We start from the raw sequence: 15,089 nt of genomic DNA on the forward strand, positions 1-15,089 counted from the left end.
CCGCGCGACTCGAAGGAGAACCAGTGAATGCACGTGACACCGCGACCCCCGCGACCGCAGGCGGTCCGCTCGCACGAAGGGCGTTGCTGAGCGGCGGTGCGGGTCTGATGGCTGCGGGTGCTGCCGCCGTTGCCCTGCCCGGCACAGCTCACGCCTCACATGGGTCGTCGTACCAGGTGATCAACCCATCGAACGTGCCGCCTCCGTTGGGCTTCTCGCACGGTGTCGCGGTGGAGGCTCGCCGAACCGTGCTGTTGGCCGGCCAGGTCGGCCAGCACCCGGACGGCAGTTGGGCAGTCGGGGCAGTGGCTCAGTACGAGCAGGCGTTGCGCTACCTGCTCAGCGTGGTGCGCGCTGCCGGCGGCCGTCCGAAGAACCTCGTCAGCCTGACCATCTTCGTGACCGACCTGCCGCAGTTCCAGGCGCACTACGACGAGATCCAGGCGGTGTGGCGACGCCTTGTCGGGCCCGACTATCCCGCCCAGGCCGTGATCGCCGTCAGCGCGCTGTGGTTCCCGGAGGCACTGATGGAACTTCAAGGCATCGCCGCCCTCTTCGAGTGATGTGGCCGCGAGAAGTTCGCACTCCAGGTTCTCGGCCCGACCGGGCCCTGAGCAACCGTTCCACCGATTTCCGAGGAGACACCTGATGGATCGCCGTACTTTGTTGCGTGACAGCGGCGCCGTTGCTTTCGGAGCGCTGGCACTGAGCGTTGTCGGCGCCACCCCGCCGGCTGGCGCACATCACCCCGATGGGCACACCCCGATGCCCGATCCGGCCACCACGCCAGTTCCGAACCCGCCGTTTCCGCGCGGCCTGACCGCGGCGGAACGCGCGCATCTGAAGACGTTCGACGAGCTCGACTTCGACGTTTTCACCCACCAGGACTGGGACCGGCTCGGGGAGAGTCACGCCCCGAACATCCGCGTGCACTGGCCCGACGGGCACTACGCCGACGGCATCGAGCGGCACATCGCCGATCTCAAGGCGCAGTTCGTCTGGGCCCCTGACACCCGCATCCTCGAGCACAATCTGCGCATCGCGATGAACGAGTTCACCCTCGTCACCGGCGTGATGCGGGGAACCTTTACTCGCCCCATGCCCGACGGCAAGGGCGGCTTCATCCCGCCCACCGGCAAGAAGTACGCGATCAACATGGCCACCGTCGGCATCTGGAACCGACGCCGCGGCTACATGGACGAAGAGTTTCTGTTCTGGGACGACCGGAACTTCTTCGCCCAGCTCGGCATCGGCAGCTAGACTGGGCGGACTGCTGGCGGCGTACGCCGTCCGGCTCTGGCCTGGATCCCGGCCCTCACCATCACCGCGACCGCGGCTCCGAGCCGGAAGCAACGGTATGACTTCACGGCTTCTCGAGCAGCGCGTCGGTCAGCGCCGCGACTGCCCTGACCATGGCGGCGCGGTGCTGAGTGAGGCGCCGGGAGTTGTCGTCGTCCAGGGGGTTGCGGATCTTGCTCGCCGTGGAGTTCCAGCTGAGCGCGGCCGCGAACACGATCATCAGGACGTCGGTGGCGGTTGTCAGGTCGACGCCGCTGTGCTCGGCCAGTGCGGCGGCCTTGGTGACGTGTGCGTCGACTTCGCCTTCGGACGGTTCTGGTACTTCGAGCATCTTCCACTGACTCAGCCGCTGGACGCCGGGATCGGCGACCAGCGCGTCGAACAAGGCGCCGGCGTAGCCGGGCAGATCGCCGGGATCGAACGGCGCCACGTCCGCGAGCACTTGAAGGCGTGCGGCGAGTACGGCGTCGAAGAGCGCTTCCTTGGACCCGAAGTAGGCGTAGATGGCCTGCTTGTTGGCCGACGCGGCGGCCGCGATGCGGTCGACCCGGGCGCCGGCCAGGCCGACCCGGACGAACTCGTCGTGCGCTGCCGCGAGGAGCCGCGCGCGGGTAGCGGCTGAGTCGTACTTCATGTCCCCAGTCTAAACCAACTACCTGGTTGACATTCAAGCACGCGGTCGTCTACGGTCGCCATATTTCAACCAACTAGTTGATTTAGATCTGTGGAGGGCAAGACCATGACTTCGAAGACTTGGTTCGTGACAGGTGCGTCATCCGGCATCGGCCGTGCGGTCACGACGCAGTTGCTGGCGAGCGGTCACCGGGTCGCCGCGGTCGCGCGGAACCCGGAGACTCTCGCGCAACTGGCGGGGCAGTACCCCGATCAGCTGTGGACAGCGGCGCTGGACGTCACCGAAACCAAGGCGCTCCGCGACGTTGTCGGGCGGGCCTTCGCTGAACTGCACCGCATCGACGTGATCTTCTCGAACGCCGGCCGTGGCGCGGTCGGAGCGGCGGAGGAGCTGTCGGACGAGAGCATCGACGAGCAGATCGCCTTGAACCTGACGGCCCCGGTCCAGTTGCTGCGCGCGGTCCTGCCGTACCTGCGCGAGCAAGGCGGCGGCCGGTTCATCCAGCTGTCGACGATGGGCTCGCAAATCTCCAGCCCTGGCGCGAGCATGTACCACGCCTCGAAGTGGGGGGTGGAGGGCTTCATGGAGTCCGTGATCGACGAGGTCGCGCCGTTCGGCGTCGGCATCACCATGATCGAGCCAGGCCTCATCCGTACGACGTTCGGTGCGAACCTCGACGTCGCCGAGCCGCTGCCGGCCTACGCCTCCGGCCCGGTCGGCCAGGTGCGTCAGTACCTGGCGTCCGCAGGCAACATCACCGCTGAAGCGCCCGGGGATCCGGACAAGGTCGCGGCCGCGATCGTGGCCTCCGCCGATGTCAGCCCAGCTCCCCGCCGCCTGGCCCTGGGCAGCGACGCGTACTCGGCGATCAAGTCCGCGCTGACCGGCCGGCTCGCAGAGCTCGAAGCGTCCCGCGACCTCACGTTCTCGATCGACTTCTGAGCCTGCCATCCACTTCGACAACAAAGGAAACCCAATGTCTCAAGTCATCGCCATCTTCGGTGCCGGCAGCGGTCTCGGAACCTCACTGGCCCGCCGATTCGGAAAGGAGGGTTTTCGCGTCGCGCTCGTCGCCCGTCGCGCCGAGCGGCTGCAGGCCATCGTCGACGAGCTCGCCGCGGACAACGTCGAGGCTGCTGCGTTCGCGGTCGACCTGTTCGACCCTGCCAACGCCCGCGGCGCGGTCGAGACCATCAAGGACCACTTCGGCCGTATCGACGTCGTCTCCTACCAGCCCCTGCCGGGGGACACCGCCTTCGTTCCGGCGACCGCTCTCGACAGCGACCAGCTAAGCCGCTACGTGAATCTCCTCCTCCTGAGCCCGGTCGCGATCGCCCACGCGACGCTGCCTGAAATGCTCGAGCGTCGCAGTGGCGGGTTCATCGTCACCGGCGGCTTCACGGCCGCGGACCCGCAGCCCTTCATCAGTGGAATCGGTCCGGCGATGGCCGGCATCCGCAACTTCGTCTACTCCCTGCACGGCGAGGTCGCCGACGCCGGCGTCTATGCGGGCGTCGCCACGCTGGCCGCGCTGATCAAGGACAGCGAGTCGTACGCCGCGATGACCCCCGAGATGCTCGCCGAGGTCACCGGCGGTGCCACCGGCCTGAACATTCTCGACCCCGATGAACTCGCCCAGACCTACTGGGACCTCTACACCGACCGCAGCCAGGTCGAGTACCGCTTCCCCGACCCAGCGGCGCACCAGCCGACTCGCTGACCCACCAGACACCAAGGAACCAGGACAATGACTGATCTCACCGGAAAGACCGCCCTGATCACCGGCTCTGCCCGAGGCATCGGCAAGGCCGTGGCCTTGCGCTTCGCACAGCTCGGCGCCAACGTCGTGGTCAACTACTCGTCCAACGCAGCCAACGCCGAGCAGGCGCTGAAACAGGTACACCAGTACGGCGCGCAGGCGATCGCCGTCAAAGCCGACGTCTCCAAGGCCGCAGACATCGACCTCCTCTTCGCCGAGACCACCCAACGCTTCGGTTCGGTGGACATCGTGGTGGCCAACGCAGGCCTGGAGCTCCTCGGAGTACCGATCGCTGAGCTGAGCGACGAGCAGATCGACAGCATGGTGAACGTCAACGCCCGCGGCGCACTGTTCACGATGCAGCGTGCCGCGAAACACGTCGCCGACAACGGGCGAATCATCTACATGGCCTCCACCGCCATCGTTCATCCCGTCGCCGGGGCCGGCCTCTACACCGCGGTGAAGGCGCCCGGCCGGCACTTCGCCGAGGTCCTCGCCAGGGAGGTGGCCGGCCGCGGCATCACGGTGAACACCATCATGCCGGGGCCGATCGACGAGGCCGGCGTCTTCATCGACTCCATCCCCGCCGATTCCCCGTTCCGCGGCCTCCAGGCCGCCGGCCGCATCGGAGATCGCATCGGCACACCCACCGACGTCGCCGACGCCGCCGAATACCTCGTCAGCGACCTGGCCGCCTGGGTCAGCGGCACGACCATCGGAGTCACCGGCGGTTTGCCCCAATAGGCGGTCGTGATCGGGGCGCGCCGACCGGCCTCGCACTTCGCAGCAGGTCTTCAAGCCCGAGAAGTGCGAATCAACTCACGGACCTCCCGTGGGATGGTCAGCCCGCGACGTCGGCGACCCCGGCTCGGCCGGCCTCGACGGTCACCGATGCGCGGGTGCTGATCGGCGCGTCCGGCACGGTGACCTGTGCCACCACCCGGTAGTCGGTCCGGAACTCGGCCGGTGTCAGCACACACCGCTGGTAGCCGCGTTGGCTGTTGTGGAAGCGCATGTGCGGGTTCTCCGCCAACCAGGTCCGGCCGAGCGCGTCCATGTCGGTTCCGTTGCCGCCGGAGCTGATCGACGTGCCGAGGAACTCGGTGCCGACCGTCCGCGACGACGGGTCGGTGAAGTCCAGCTTCAGGTCCGCCGCGACGCTGCGGTGGGCGTCGCCGGTGATCATCACGAAGTTGTCGACCCGGCGCTCGACCACGCCGTCGAACAGCCGCTGCCGGGCGGCGGCGTACCCGTCCCAGGTGTCCATCCCGAATCGCTCCGAGGCGCCGGCGTCGTGGTCGGCTTCGAAGGCGAACACCTGGTTGCCGAGCACGTTCCAGCGAGCGTCCGAGCGGCCGAGGCCGTCCAGGAGCCAGCGTTCCTGCTCGGCGCCGAGCATCGTGCGGGCCGGGTCGAAACGGTCGTCGCAGCCGCGCACGCACTCGAGTTGGTCGGTCCGGAACCGGCGGGTGTCGAGCACGTTCAGCTGCAGCAGGTTGCCGAAGGTCAGCCGCCGGTACACCTGCATCTCCGGACCGCTCGGCATCGACGTCCGGCGCAGCGGCAGGTTCTCGTAGTACGCCTGGTACGCCGCCGCCCGCCGCTGCCGGAACACGGCCGGGTCCTGGTCGGGCTCGTCGTCGAGCTGCGAGATGTCGCCGGCCCAGTTGTTCTCCACGTCGTGGTCGTCCGGCGCCACCACCCACGGCGCGGCGGCGTGCGCGGCCTGCAGATGCGGGTCCGACTTGTACTGCCCGTAGCGGACCCGGTAGTCGGCCAGGCTGAAAGTCTCCGCCGCGGGCAGATGCCCCCGCCCGATCGTGCCCTGCGAGTTGCCTTCATAGATGTAGTCGCCGAGGTGCACGACCAGGTCGAGGTCTTCTTGCGCCAGGTGCTGGTACGCGGTGAAGAAGCCTTCGTGGAAGGCCTGGCAACTGGCGAACGCGAAGGTGAACTCGTTCAGCCGCCGGTACGACTCCGGTGCCGTGCGCGTCCGCCCGACCGGGCTGAGCTGGTTGCCGACCGCGAACCGATACCAGTACTCGCGGTCCGGCCGCAGTCCTTGCACCTCCGCATGAACCGAGTGCCCCCAAGCCGGTACGGCGTGCTCGACCGCGCGGCGGACCACCCGGCGGAACGACGGGTCCTCCGCAACCTCCCACCGGACCGCGTACCGCTTGTCCGGCATCCCGCCGCGGCCGTCCGGCGCGACCGGTTCCGGCGCCAGGCGGGTCCAGAGCACGACGCCGTCAGGACGCGGGTCGCCCGAGGCCACTCCGAGCATGAACAAGTCGCCGAGCGGACGGACCGCCCCGGCCGGCACCTCGGCGCCGACCGCGCCGACCGCGCCGGCGACAGTCGCCGCACCAGCCAGACCGAGAAAGTGCCGGCGCCCCAGCGCACCGGAAACCGTAGGCATGAAACCTCCAAGAAGCTGACGGAAGTCGTCAGTCATTCACATCCGGTTGTCCGCAGCCAAGAGCGAAGGCAAACAAAAGGTGATCTCGAAGGCTGCAGCCGACCAGTTCGTGCCACTATTCCCGCACGATGACCGCCTTCTGCAGGCGCAGCGCGTCCTGCCCGGGCGGTGCGCCGTAGAGGCGCCGATACTCGCGGCTGAACTGCGAAGGGTTGTCGTACCCCACCGAGTAGCCGATCGCGGCCACGTCGTTCGGCGCGGCGATCAGCGCGCTGCGCGCCTTCTGCAGCCGGATCTGCTTCTGGTACTGCAGCGGGCTCATGGCGGTCACGGCACGGAAATGCCGGTTGAGCGAGGAGACGCTGGTGCCGACGGCCGCGGCGAGATCGTCGATGCGGATCACTTGGTCATACCGGTCCTTGATCCACCCGATCGCGTGAGCGACCAGCGTCAGCCGGCTGTCGGCCGTCCCGGCTTGACGGACCATCGCCGCCTGCGGCCCGTTCAGCAACCACCAGTGGATTTCCCGCCGGACTCCGGCGGACAGTACGCGGAAGTCGCGTGGGTCGTCAGTCAGCCGAAGCAGCCGGTCGAGCGCGTCGAGCAGATTGTCACTTGCCGGGTCGATGGTCATGCCCGGGCCGTGGTGTGGCGCGACGGGGCCGGTTCCGCCCTCCACCAGCAGTTGCGCGATGGTTGCCGGTTCGATCCGCAGCCCGAGTGCGAGGAACGGTTCGGCCCGGCTCGCGCGGATGATCTCTGAGACCAGCGGAAGTTCGACGGTCACGACGGCGGCGTGACCAGGGTGGTGCTCGAACACCCGGTCGCCGAGGATCGATCGTTTCGCGCCTTGCACCACCAGCGTCAGCATCGGCTGGGTGACCGTGCCCATCGGCACGGTCACCCGGTCGGTGGCGAACACCAGAACGCTGTCGATCCACCGTGGGCCTTCGTGTCCCTCGGCCAGCCGGGTGATCCGTTCCCTGAGGGCGGCCAGCTTGTCCATCGTCCGAGTGAAACACAGGCCGCGGATAGGAGACCTACGATCCGGGCAAGATTGAGCGGATCGTGCAGAGCTTCGAGCAGTTTGGTCTAGGGGTCAGCGCGACGTCGGTCCAGACTGAAGGCACGTTCCGGGATCGCCGATCGGCGGCTCGATCCCACCCCTTCGTGGAGAAACGACCATGTCTTTGGATTCTTACGTCACGCTCGGCCGGTCCGGTCTGCGGCTGAGCCCGATCACCCTCGGCACCATGACCTTCGGCGAGGACTGGGGCTGGGGAAGCTCCGCCGAGGACTCCGCAAAGATCCTCGGCGACTACGTGGAGCGCGGCGGCAACTCGATCGACACCGCCAACTCCTACACGAACGGGCACTCGGAGAAGATCATCGGCGACTTCCTCGTCGCCCGGCCGGAGCTGCGCGACCGGCTGGTGCTCGCGACCAAGTTCTTCTGCAATCTGTACGAGAACGACCCCAACGGCGGCGGCCCCGGCCGCAAGGCGATCGTGCAGCAGCTCGAAGCGTCGCTGCGTCGCCTGGGCACCGACTACATCGACCTCTATTGGCTGCACAACTTCGACCCGGCGACTCCTCGCGAAGAGACTCTGCGGGCACTCGACGACCAGGTCCGTGCCGGGAAGATCCGCTACGTCGGTTTCTCCGATGTGCCGGCCTGGGCGACTGCCGAGGCGGCAACGCTCGCGCGGTGGCACGGCTGGTCGCCGATCATCGCCCTGCAGGTGCAGTACTCGCTGCTCGAGCGGACCTCAGAGGGGGAGTTGTTGCCGATGGCACAGGCCATGGGGATGGGAGTGATGCCGTGGTCGCCGCTGCACGGAGGATTTCTGTCCGGTAAGTACTCCAGCAAGAGCACCGCCGCGGTCGACACCACTCGCGGCCGAGCGCCGAGCGACGCCGAGTTGGTGGTGATCGATGCCGTGAACGCCGTCGCCGAGGAGCTCGGCGTGCCCTCGGCGCAGGTCGCGCTGTCGTGGTTGCGGGGACGGCCCGGAGTGAGCTCGATCGTGATCGGCGCCCGCCGGATCGACCAGTTCGAGACGAACCTCGGCGCACTCGAGGTGACGCTCTCCGAGGCTCACCGGGCCGCCCTCGATGAGGTCTCTGCGCCGAAGCTGAACTTCCCGGCGGAGAACAACCGGCTGCTCGCACCGAGCCTGCAGTTCGCCGGTGCCACGGTCGACGGACGGCCGTCGACGGTTCTCCCGTTGCTGCACGCCAACAGCGCGCGCTACTGAGAAGGTTCGGTGATCACCGACTCCTTGGGTGACTGGCCGGCGCGGCACGCGGCAGGGCGCCTTCGGCATTGAACTCGCTGTCTTGACGCATTCGAGGAGAGATCGTCAGGCGTCGGGAAGTTGGGCAGCGACGAAGGTGGCCACGTCGTCGATCTCCTGGCCGGCCACCTCGTGACCAAGGCCGGGGTAGACGGTGATGTCGGCGGTGGCGTGTTCCTCGAGCCAGCGCTCGGTGCGCTGGATGGCGCTGTCGGGGATGACCCAGTCCTGTTCGCCGCGGCCCCAGTAGACCGGGGGCCGGGTCCTGGCCAGCGTGGAGTCGCCGGGTTGGTTGTCGTGGACAACAAAGCCGGCCAGGCTCACGCCGTACGCGAAACGGTCGGGCGCGTGGCGCATGAGTTGGTGCACCATCGCGCCGCCTTGGGAGAAGCCGAGCAGGCCGATCGACGGAGTGTCGAGGGTGGTCAGCCAGTCCAGGACGTCGTCGGTCGCGGCGTTCGCGACTCGGGGTTGTGGATCGCCGATCGGATTGCCCGCGCTGGGGAACCAGGCGTAGCCGCCGGCCTCTGGGATGCGCGCGCGGACCGAGGCGACCACGATGTTCTTCGGCAGCCGCGGGACGAGCCGCCGGTACAGGTGGGTCTCGTCGTAGCTCCAGCCGTGCAGCATCACCAGCAAGGGGCGCTGACCGCGACGGCGCTCGGTCTCCGACCACAGTACCGCGTCGCGGTTGATTCCCGGCTTCACCGCAGGACCAGCTCGTCCGTGTGCTTGTCGTTCATGCCTCGACTGTGCGCGAGTCGGTTCGCGCGCGTCCAAGACCTGTTGTGACCGCTGTGATGCCCTGGAGGTACTACGGGCTTCAGGTCCTGACCATCGCTCTACTGTGCGTCCGTCTTCCTGCGGGAGCGCGACGCGCGCAGATTCGTGATGTTGCCGCAGATGTGAACGTTGTGCCAGACGCCGCTGTGGTTCCGGGACGTGTCGTAGAAGGCGGAGCGGCATCCGGGCTCACGGCACAACTTCAGACGGGACCAAGTGCCCGCGCGCTGGGCCAGAAGGATCTCTGACCAGACGGCTGACTCGACCCAATCGCTGCCCTTGCCGACGGGCTCCAGTCCCACTCTTCCCTCGTCGTCGCACACCACGTTCGCCGCGACCTTCACCCTGGTGCCGACAGGCGTGCCCTCGGCGCGCTGATCAACGGGTATCGCAAGCAGGCCGGCCACGACCGACCGCAGCTCCAGCAGTTTCCGGTGGTCCGACTCGCTCAGTTCCAGCCGCGGCGAAGGTTGCCCCAATGTCTTGCCCCACTGCTTCGCCGCGTTCCGCAGCCACTGCACCGCGGCCACGCGATCGGCGAGCAGGTCTTCGCCATCGCGCTGGACGGCGTGGGTGTTGACGAGTTCCTGCACCAGGGCGAGCCCACCCGGCGCGGGTCGGGCTCGGAACCTGTCGGTGGCCGACCATGACATAGGTGAACCCTACTTGACTCGGTCAATACCGCTGGATACTGTCTCTCGACAGAGGCAAATAGACGTTTGCCTATGTCGAAGCCAGGAGAGTGTGATGACCGCTGTCAGCGGAGCCGTTGCGTTGGTGACTGGGGGCCAGCGCGGGCTGGGCAAGGAGATCGTGCGGGAGCTGCTGCAGGCCGGCGCCGCGAAGGTGTACGTCACGTCGCGTGTGCCGGTGCCGGCGGACGATGCGCGGATCGTTCCGCTCGCGTTCGAGCTGGCGAACAAGGACGCCGCGGCCGACCTCGCGGAGGCCGCCAAGGACGTCAGCATCGTCGTCAACAACGCCGGGATCATGACGTTCGGCCCGCTGCTGCAAGACGACCAGGCCGAGGTCGAGCGCGTGTTCGGCATCGTCGCCTTCGGGCCGTTGCGGGTCGCCAAGGCGTTCGCGCCGGTCCTTGCCGCGAACGGCGGAGGTGCTCTGGTCAACCTGCACTCCCTGACGGCGTGGATCGCTGGGTTCCCGGGGTCCGGCACGTACGGGGCTGCGAAGGCTGCGTTGATCTCGATCACCAACACGCTCCGCAGCGAACTCGCTGGGCAGGGCACGCAGGTCCTCGGAGTACAGCTGGGGCTGACCGACACCGATCTGGTCAGCCAGCTCGGCGGAGCCAAGAACGACCCCCGCGCGGTGGCCGCGGACATCGTCACGGCGCTGCAGAAGGGCGAGGCCGAACTGCTGGCCGACGATCCCAGCCGGCACTTCAAGAGCGCCCTGTCCGGTCCGGTCGAATCGCTCGACGTGTCGCGCTGATTGCCTGACGAGTCGGCTGCTCCTGCCCGCGGGCAGGAGCGCGGCTTCGGCACGTCGCGAGGCAACCGGGCCGAGGTTGAGCGGATCGTGCAGCGGTTCGCGCCCATCGGTCTAGGACGCCGGGGGACGCTCGTCTTGAATGAGCATCGAGGAGGATCGATGCGCAGCAGTACGGCGAATGTGATGGGTGCGGCGCTTGGCAGGTGGTGGCGGTTGCCGGCCAGGCGCAACCGCGTCCGCGTGGAGCGGGCGGTCGAGGTACCGATGCGGGACGGCGTGACGCTGCTGGCAGACCACTACCTCCCTGTCGTCGACGAGCCGGCTCCCACCCTCTTGGTTCGTTGCCCTTACGGCCGGGGTTTCCCCTACAACCTGCTGACCGTGCAGCTGTACGCCGAACGCGGCTACCACGTGCTCTTCCAGAGCACCCGCGGCACGTTCGGTTCGGGTGGGACGTTCACGCCTGCCGTCGACGAGCCCGCCGACGCGCAGGACACGGTTGCCTGGCTGCGGACCCGAAACTGGTTCGACGGCAGGCTGGCGACGGTGGGCGGAAGCTATCTCGGGTACACCCAGTGGGCGCTTGCGGTGGACCCGCCACCGGAGCTGACCGCGATGGTCGTGACGATCGGCGTGCACGACCTCGGTCGCGCGGTCTACGGGCAGGGCCCGCTGGAGTTGTACAACCAGCTCAGCTGGGCGGATCTGCTGTCGCATCAGGAGACGGTGCGCCCGATGACCGGTCTGATCAGGATGCTGCGCGCCGAGCGCCGGCTGGCCCGCACCTTGCACCGGTTGCCCCTGCGCGGTGCGATGGACGAGCTCGGCGGCGAGGGAGCGCCGTGGTACGACGAGTGGGTCGATCACCCGGATCCGGACGATCCGTACTGGCAGCCCTTCCGGGCCACCGAGGCGCTCGGGAAAACCACGGTGCCGACCTTGCTGATCGGTGGCTGGCACGACTACTTCCTGGATCAGACGGTGCAGCAGTACCAGACGTTGCGCGCACGAGGCGTCGATGTCGCGATGACGATCGGGCCATGGACGCACCTCGACGTCGACAGCAAGATCGCCGTTCCGCAGGCGCTTGACTGGCTCGATGCGCACACCGCGGGTCGCGCATCCCTTCGTCGCGAAGCACCGGTGCGGGTGTTCGTCGGGGGCGCAGGGCAGTGGGAGAACCACCAGACCTGGCCACCGAAGAACACGATGACAGCGACGTGGTACCTGGAACCTGAGCAGCGACTCGCGGACTCGCCGCCGGCCCAAGAGTCGTCCACTACCTTCGTCTACGACCCGGCTCGCCCGACACCCTCGATCGGGGGCCGGGTGATGGCCATCAGCGGCGGAGCGAAGGACAACCGATCGCTGGAAGCGCGCGACGATGTCCTGGTCTTCACAACCGACCCACTCGCCGCAGCGGTTGACGTCCGTGGCGCACCCGTCGTGCAACTTTACGTTGCCTCTGACAACGTTCACGCCGACTTGTTCGTCCGGCTCTGCGACGTGGATCGGACCGGCCGCTCGATGAACGTGACCGACCAGATCGTCCGGTGCACCGAGCAGGACCCCACGGCCGGGCAGGTGCGGATGGTCAGGATCACGCTGGATCCAACGGCACACCGGTTCGGCCCGGGGCATCGCATCCGTCTGCAGGTTTCCGGCGGCGCCTTTCCACGCTTCGCGCGCAACCTCGGTACCGGCGAGGATCCAGGCAGCGGTACGGCGATGAAGCCGACGTCTCACACCGTCCTCCATGATGCTTCGCACCCATCACGGATCTCCCTGCCGTGCTGACGTCTCAGGCGGGTACCGACAAGGTGCCGAGCACGGCTTCCACTCGGTGCGCGAGGTCGAGGAGGTTCGTGTCGTTGCCGCGCGCGCCGTCGAGCTCGAGGCCGACGAACTCCCGGCTGGCTCATCGCCGGCCACCGTGCGCGGTTGTGCCCTGCACAACGTTGCCGTCGAAGCGGCCGGGACGATGCCCGAAGCAACCGCACTGGTCGAGCGGCACAAGAAGGAGTTCGCCGCCCGAGTGATCGAGGCCGCCGCGGAAGCGCGCGAGCCCGAGATCCTGGGTCGGCAGCTCGCCGTGCTGTTCGAGGGAGCTCGCGCCCTCGCGACCTCACTGAATGACACCCGACCACTGCAAGACGCCCAAGCCCTGGCCGAAACGCTGCTCGACCGCGCGGCTCAACCAACCTGATCGCGAAAGGCCCACGAGTCTGCCGGCGGCGAACCTGAGCGCCTCGGAGGGATGGACCCTGGCTGACTTCTCGTCCTATTTCCTCTGCCGGCGGCAGTAGAAGGCGGCGCCCCTGGGCTACTCGCCGCTACTTCGACGCCGACCCCCCGCACGCCGACGCCGACTCCGATGCGCAGAAGCCGACCCTGGACGCGTCGGTCACCGGCCGACTCCGTGAACGGCTGGGGCTACCGCGCGTCGTCGCTCATGCGCCGTCCAGCGCCGCCAGTTCATCCTCGGTGAGGCGGGTGGACGCCCCTTCAACGGCCTGCTCGACCTGTTCGACGCTGCTGACTCCGACGATCGGGGTCAGCGCCGGGCTACCGGAGGCCAGCCACGCGAGGACCACCTGCCCCGGTCGGAGTCCGCGCGCAGTGGCGACACGGGTCAGCGCCGCCAGGCGTCGTTCGGTACCGGGGTGGCGGTACTCGGCCTCGAGTGGTCGGTCGTCGCGGTCGTAGCGGCCCTGAAGGGTGGCGGTATAGACCCAACCGTCGAACGAGGGGTTGCGCCGCAGGAAGTCGAGGCCGTCCGGTGACAGCATTCCCAGCGGGATGGGCTGACCTTCCACGGCCATGCCGCCGGCGGGCTGGAGGTAGGAATAGCGCTCCTGGTAGGCGCTCGGTTGCGGGTGGCCGGCGCGTTCGGCGGTGGCCCGGATCCGTTCGAGCAGCCAGGACGGGTGGTTCGACACGCCCCAGCGAGCGGTCAGCCCGTCACGGACCAGGCCGCCGAACGTCTCGACCAGGTTATCCACCGGAACGGTCGGGTCTTCGACGTGCGCCCAATACAGGTCCACACTGTCCACGCCCAGCTGCTCCAAGCTCTTTGCCATGGCTTCGCGTACGACGTCCTCGCGCAGTCCTTCCAGGTGGTCGGGGAACCCGCCGACCCGCGTGGGCTGCGCACCCACTTTGGTACTGAGACGGACGTGGACCCCCGAGTTGGACGCCAGCCAACGGCCCAGCAGCGCCTCGCTCTGGCCGCCGAAGCCCGTCTCGGAGGTCCAGAAGCTGTAGTTGTTCGAGGTGTCGACGAAGGCTCCGCCCAGTTCGGCGTACCGGTCGAGGATCGAGAAAGCAGTCCGTTCGTCCACCCTGGTGCCGAAGTACATCGTCCCGAGGGCCATCATGGGTGCGTTCATGGCTCGAGCCTCGATGCTGGAGCGCACTCCAGGTCAAGCCGCGAAGCTCAGGTTCGGTGTGCCGGGAGGATCGCTTCGGCGGGCTCCGACGGCGACCGGCGGTTGATCAGCCACCGCCACAGGATCCGCTGAAGGAGCAGCGTCGCGACTCCCGCCACTGTCATCCCGGCGAGGTTGATTGCCAACTGGGCGGCCGAACCACCGATCTGGTGTGGTGCCCACAAGGCGATCGAGAGGGCCAAGTCGCCGGCGGCCGGGACGGTGGTGACGGAGATGAAGACGCCGACGAGAGCGTTGGAACGGCCCGCTGTCTGTGACAGTACGCCGGCGCAGCCGGCCAGGACGGCGACGACGGCCGACCACTTGTCGGGGCGCCAGATGAAGCCGGTCAGTGGGCGAGCGGCGTTGACGTCACCTGTGTCGATCCACCCGACTGCTCGGGCCAGGACCGCCGCCAGCATGGTCAGGACGATTGCCAGCAGGAAGCCTTTGGCCAGCAGGACAAGCGCCTGTGAGCTGAGCCGTGCTCTTCCCAGGGCCAGGCCGAGCGCCAGCGCGGCCACCACTCCGAACTCCGGGCCGACGACCATGGCGCCGACCACGAGAATGGCCGAATCGGTGACGACGGCGACCGCCGCGATCATCGTCGCCAGGGTGAGGAACGCGTAGAACGCCCAGGAGCCGCGCGCTTCGGCGTACCCCTGATCCACCACCGCGTCCCACACGACCGCGTCGTCAGGTGCTCCTGGTGCTGCCTGTTCGGTCTCCCGGGCGTTGCGTGACGGGGACGCATCGACGGTGGACAGCGAGACAGCCCCGTGGTCGTAGAGGCCTTGGTGCTTCAGTCGTTCGAGGATGTCGGAGGTCGCCTCCCGGGTGACGTCGCAGTGCACGACATCGCCCGCCGGGCGCTTGGCGGCGCCGGGCAGTACGACGATGTTGGTCGTCCGTTCGTCGGCCACCAACGAGTCCACGACCAGCTCCGTGCGGTCGGGCGGAACGATCAGTCGCAGATGCATCACGCACCCATCATGGCCGAGTCACTGTGAGAGTTCTA

16 protein-coding genes are annotated in these 15,089 nt (G+C 68.0%); 9 read left to right on the forward strand and 7 right to left on the reverse strand.

The features are described 5' to 3' along the window. The first annotated feature begins 23 nt into the window (after positions 1-23). Positions 24-563 (forward strand): RidA family protein, encoded by a 540-nt coding sequence (locus ACQPXM_RS11030; protein ID WP_432947482.1) that lies wholly within the window; start codon positions 24-26, stop codon positions 561-563. A gap of 85 nt (positions 564-648) precedes the next feature. Next, positions 649-1,260 (forward strand): ester cyclase, encoded by a 612-nt coding sequence (locus ACQPXM_RS11035; protein ID WP_432947484.1) that lies wholly within the window; start codon positions 649-651, stop codon positions 1,258-1,260. Positions 1,261-1,363: 103 nt separating this feature from the next. On the opposite strand, the gene ACQPXM_RS11040 is transcribed toward ACQPXM_RS11035, so the two are convergent. Beyond that, a complete protein-coding gene (locus tag ACQPXM_RS11040; protein ID WP_432947486.1) occupies positions 1,364-1,933 on the reverse strand; it encodes a TetR family transcriptional regulator in 570 nt (189 codons plus the stop codon). Positions 1,934-2,038: 105 nt separating this feature from the next. Between ACQPXM_RS11040 and ACQPXM_RS11045 the strand changes: the two genes are divergently transcribed. The 3 genes from ACQPXM_RS11045 to ACQPXM_RS11055 are packed head-to-tail and all read left to right on the forward strand — an operon-like array spanning position 2,039 to position 4,436. Further along, positions 2,039-2,875, forward strand: a complete 837-nt coding sequence (locus ACQPXM_RS11045; RefSeq protein ID WP_432947488.1) for an SDR family oxidoreductase — start codon at positions 2,039-2,041, stop codon at positions 2,873-2,875. A gap of 34 nt (positions 2,876-2,909) precedes the next feature. Continuing rightward, positions 2,910-3,653 carry an SDR family NAD(P)-dependent oxidoreductase gene (locus ACQPXM_RS11050; protein WP_432947490.1) on the forward strand — a complete coding sequence of 248 codons (744 nt, stop codon included), beginning with the start codon at positions 2,910-2,912 and terminating at the stop codon, positions 3,651-3,653. 27 nt (positions 3,654-3,680) lie between these two features. After that, positions 3,681-4,436 (forward strand): SDR family oxidoreductase, encoded by a 756-nt coding sequence (locus ACQPXM_RS11055; RefSeq protein WP_432947492.1) that lies wholly within the window; start codon positions 3,681-3,683, stop codon positions 4,434-4,436. Positions 4,437-4,533: 97 nt separating this feature from the next. Here ACQPXM_RS11055 and ACQPXM_RS11060 read toward each other — a convergent pair whose 3' ends face one another. Together ACQPXM_RS11060 and ACQPXM_RS11065 are read right to left on the reverse strand one after the other, a co-directional pair. Beyond that, entirely contained in the window at positions 4,534-6,111 is a 1,578-nt protein-coding gene (locus ACQPXM_RS11060) for an alkaline phosphatase D family protein (protein ID WP_432947494.1), read from the reverse strand. Positions 6,112-6,226: 115 nt separating this feature from the next. Then, positions 6,227-7,117: an AraC family transcriptional regulator gene (locus ACQPXM_RS11065; RefSeq protein WP_432947496.1), complete on the reverse strand. Its 891-nt coding sequence runs from the start codon at positions 7,115-7,117 to the stop codon at positions 6,227-6,229. A gap of 178 nt (positions 7,118-7,295) precedes the next feature. On the opposite strand from ACQPXM_RS11065, the gene ACQPXM_RS11070 reads away from it, so the two are divergent. Next, entirely contained in the window at positions 7,296-8,369 is a 1,074-nt protein-coding gene (locus ACQPXM_RS11070; protein ID WP_432947498.1) for an aldo/keto reductase, read from the forward strand. A gap of 105 nt (positions 8,370-8,474) precedes the next feature. On the opposite strand, the gene ACQPXM_RS11075 is transcribed toward ACQPXM_RS11070, so the two are convergent. Together ACQPXM_RS11075 and ACQPXM_RS11080 are read right to left on the reverse strand one after the other, a co-directional pair. Further along, positions 8,475-9,116: an alpha/beta hydrolase gene (locus ACQPXM_RS11075; protein ID WP_432947500.1), complete on the reverse strand. Its 642-nt coding sequence runs from the start codon at positions 9,114-9,116 to the stop codon at positions 8,475-8,477. A 134-nt stretch (positions 9,117-9,250) separates the two neighbouring features. Then, complete coding sequence (locus ACQPXM_RS11080) at positions 9,251-9,784, reverse strand: CGNR zinc finger domain-containing protein (RefSeq protein WP_432947502.1); 534 nt, start codon at positions 9,782-9,784, stop codon at positions 9,251-9,253. A gap of 154 nt (positions 9,785-9,938) precedes the next feature. Between ACQPXM_RS11080 and ACQPXM_RS11085 the strand changes: the two genes are divergently transcribed. From ACQPXM_RS11085 to ACQPXM_RS11095, 3 genes are all read left to right on the forward strand, one after another. Next, the gene (locus ACQPXM_RS11085) at positions 9,939-10,643 is read left to right on the forward strand and encodes an SDR family oxidoreductase (RefSeq protein ID WP_432947504.1); all 705 of its coding nucleotides are present in this window, start codon (positions 9,939-9,941) and stop codon (positions 10,641-10,643) included. A 159-nt stretch (positions 10,644-10,802) separates the two neighbouring features. Further along, a complete protein-coding gene (locus ACQPXM_RS11090; protein WP_432947506.1) occupies positions 10,803-12,440 on the forward strand; it encodes a CocE/NonD family hydrolase in 1,638 nt (545 codons plus the stop codon). Between the two features lie 46 nt (positions 12,441-12,486). Further along, complete coding sequence (locus tag ACQPXM_RS11095) at positions 12,487-12,849, forward strand: hypothetical protein (protein ID WP_432947508.1); 363 nt, start codon at positions 12,487-12,489, stop codon at positions 12,847-12,849. 244 nt (positions 12,850-13,093) lie between these two features. Here the strand turns inward: ACQPXM_RS11095 and ACQPXM_RS11100 are convergent, their stop codons facing one another. Beyond that, a complete protein-coding gene (locus tag ACQPXM_RS11100; protein ID WP_432947510.1) occupies positions 13,094-14,032 on the reverse strand; it encodes an aldo/keto reductase in 939 nt (312 codons plus the stop codon). Between the two features lie 47 nt (positions 14,033-14,079). Next, a complete protein-coding gene (locus ACQPXM_RS11105; protein WP_432950988.1) occupies positions 14,080-15,051 on the reverse strand; it encodes a DUF389 domain-containing protein in 972 nt (323 codons plus the stop codon). Positions 15,052-15,089: the final 38 nt, after the last annotated feature.

The sequence above is a fragment of the Kribbella sp. CA-253562 genome (assembly GCF_050942265.1).
In the GTDB taxonomy this organism is placed as follows: domain Bacteria; phylum Actinomycetota; class Actinomycetes; order Propionibacteriales; family Kribbellaceae; genus Kribbella.

Excerpts from the sequence above, each read along its gene's own strand:
- ACQPXM_RS11105 (WP_432950988.1), bottom strand. The coding sequence starts at position 15,051 with ATGCATCTGCGACTGATCGTTCCGCCCGACCGCACGGAGCTGGTCGTG.
- ACQPXM_RS11040 (WP_432947486.1), bottom strand. The coding sequence starts at position 1,933 with ATGAAGTACGACTCAGCCGCTACCCGCGCGCGGCTCCTCGCGGCAGCG.
- ACQPXM_RS11065 (WP_432947496.1), bottom strand. The coding sequence starts at position 7,117 with ATGGACAAGCTGGCCGCCCTCAGGGAACGGATCACCCGGCTGGCCGAG.
- ACQPXM_RS11090 (WP_432947506.1), top strand. The coding sequence starts at position 10,803 with ATGCGCAGCAGTACGGCGAATGTGATGGGTGCGGCGCTTGGCAGGTGG.
- ACQPXM_RS11070 (WP_432947498.1), top strand. The coding sequence starts at position 7,296 with ATGTCTTTGGATTCTTACGTCACGCTCGGCCGGTCCGGTCTGCGGCTG.
- ACQPXM_RS11050 (WP_432947490.1), top strand. The coding sequence starts at position 2,910 with ATGTCTCAAGTCATCGCCATCTTCGGTGCCGGCAGCGGTCTCGGAACC.
- ACQPXM_RS11060 (WP_432947494.1), bottom strand. The coding sequence starts at position 6,111 with ATGCCTACGGTTTCCGGTGCGCTGGGGCGCCGGCACTTTCTCGGTCTG.
- ACQPXM_RS11055 (WP_432947492.1), top strand. The coding sequence starts at position 3,681 with ATGACTGATCTCACCGGAAAGACCGCCCTGATCACCGGCTCTGCCCGA.
- ACQPXM_RS11035 (WP_432947484.1), top strand. The coding sequence starts at position 649 with ATGGATCGCCGTACTTTGTTGCGTGACAGCGGCGCCGTTGCTTTCGGA.
- ACQPXM_RS11085 (WP_432947504.1), top strand. The coding sequence starts at position 9,939 with ATGACCGCTGTCAGCGGAGCCGTTGCGTTGGTGACTGGGGGCCAGCGC.
- ACQPXM_RS11045 (WP_432947488.1), top strand. The coding sequence starts at position 2,039 with ATGACTTCGAAGACTTGGTTCGTGACAGGTGCGTCATCCGGCATCGGC.
- ACQPXM_RS11100 (WP_432947510.1), bottom strand. The coding sequence starts at position 14,032 with ATGAACGCACCCATGATGGCCCTCGGGACGATGTACTTCGGCACCAGG.